At 42.6% G+C, this 1,182-nt stretch carries 1 protein-coding gene; it reads left to right on the forward strand.

Annotation, left to right across the window (positions count from 1 at the left end):
- The coding region (locus tag EO766_RS18180; RefSeq protein ID WP_287101799.1) for a polysaccharide biosynthesis/export family protein at positions 1 to 1,182 on the forward strand (1,182 nt) is incomplete at both ends.

Raw genomic sequence — 1,182 nt, forward strand, 5'->3', positions numbered from 1 at the left:
GCGTAGGCACAGCCATACGCCCAGAGAATATTTGTAAGTCTGAATTATTTTTAAACGTAACTCGGCGTATGTTTTCAACTACGCCGATTTTTTATGTAGCATTGGCTATGGGAAATCATTTTTTCATTATATTTGCGCTCATTACAACCAATCTTAATACTGCCCGCATGGTGCATTCATTTAAAAATTATTTGCTTCGTTTTTGCTTCATCATGGGTTTGGCCCTGATTGCCCTTGTTTCTAATGGGCAATTACCGGTTGATATCAACCAATTATCCGATCAGCAACTGATTCAATATGTGCAACAAGCCAATCTGGCCGGTTTAAGTGAAGCCGATTTAGTGGCCAAAGCCCGCGCTAAAGGCTTATCAGATGATCAGATTGCTGCACTAAAACAACGCATTCAATCCCTGAACCTGGGGGCTGCAGGCGCCGGCGGTAATAGTAGTAGTGCTAATACGAACAGCAAACGCAACCGCATCGCCACCTATGGACCCGGTTATCGTGATTCTGCCGTAGGCTTACAAATATTTGGTGCCGACTTATTTTCTCAAGATAACCTCACCTTCGAGCCTAATTTAAATATTCCAACCCCGGCTAATTATATCTTAGGCGCCGGCGATGAATTGGTGGTGGATGTATATGGCTATTCAGAAACCACCAAAAAATTACAGGTTACTCCGGATGGTTATGTGCGTTATCCGAATGTGGGTCCCTTGAAAGTAATGGGATTAACTATTGAAGAAGCCAGACAAAAAATTAAAGCAGCTTTGCTGAAAATATACCCCGGCATTAGCGCAGGCAATACGTTTGTACAAGTTACCTTAGGTCAAATTCGTAGTATTAAAGTAACCATGGTAGGTGAAATTAAACGCCCCGGTACTTATTCACTCCCCTCATTAGCTACCATTGCCAATGCATTGTATGTTTCCGGAGGCCCTTCTAAAATTGGAAGTTTACGACACATTAGCCTAATGCGCAATGGCAAACAAGTGGTTGATTTTGACTTTTACGACTTTTTATTAAAAGGCGACCTATCTAAAAATGCCCTGTTGCAGGATGGCGATGTAATTAGTGTGGCCCCTTATCAATTGCGGGTAGCCATTAAAGGTGCCATTAAAAAGCCCGCCATTTATGAGCTGGGTGCAGCAGATAATCTTTCCACCGTATTGCAATACAGCG

It is taken from the genome of Hydrotalea sp. AMD (assembly GCF_004100315.1).
Lineage (GTDB): Bacteria > Bacteroidota > Bacteroidia > Chitinophagales > Chitinophagaceae > Hydrotalea > Hydrotalea flava.